General features: G+C 63.7%; 1 protein-coding gene. It reads left to right on the top strand.

What is annotated here, in order from left to right:
• Window positions 1–236: phage protein Gp36 family protein (locus ACW5W8_RS23970; RefSeq protein WP_498630912.1), on the top strand; the 236-nt coding region annotated here is incomplete at its 5' end.
• Between the last annotated feature and the right edge of the window lie 117 nt (window positions 237–353).

The raw sequence follows: 353 nt of genomic DNA, 5'->3' as shown, positions 1-353 counted from the left end.
CGAGTGCCCTGGTACCTATCTGCGCAGATATCGCCCGTCACCGTCTCTATGGTGAACAGGCCCCGGAGCAGATAGCCAAGCGCAACGAGGCGGCCCTGGCCTTTCTGAAATCGGTTGGCAAGGGTGAGCTGGCGCTGGGGTTGGCATCCGATGGCGCCACCCTGGAGAGCCAGAATCTGGCTCAACTGCAGTCGGATGGTCGGGTGTTCGGGCGGGATAAGGGGGGCTTTCTATGAGCCAACCCGCCAACCCGTCTGGTACTGAACTCGACTACCTGCAGGCGGGCGAGCGGCTGCGTGAGCTGCTGGCCCCCCTCAAACCTGCGGGGCTCAAGGAGGTGTTTGTGGCCACCG

Source organism: Aeromonas aquatilis (assembly GCF_054052405.1).
Note: the sequence above shows the minus strand (reverse complement) of the source record. Positions and strands in the feature narration are given on the sequence as shown.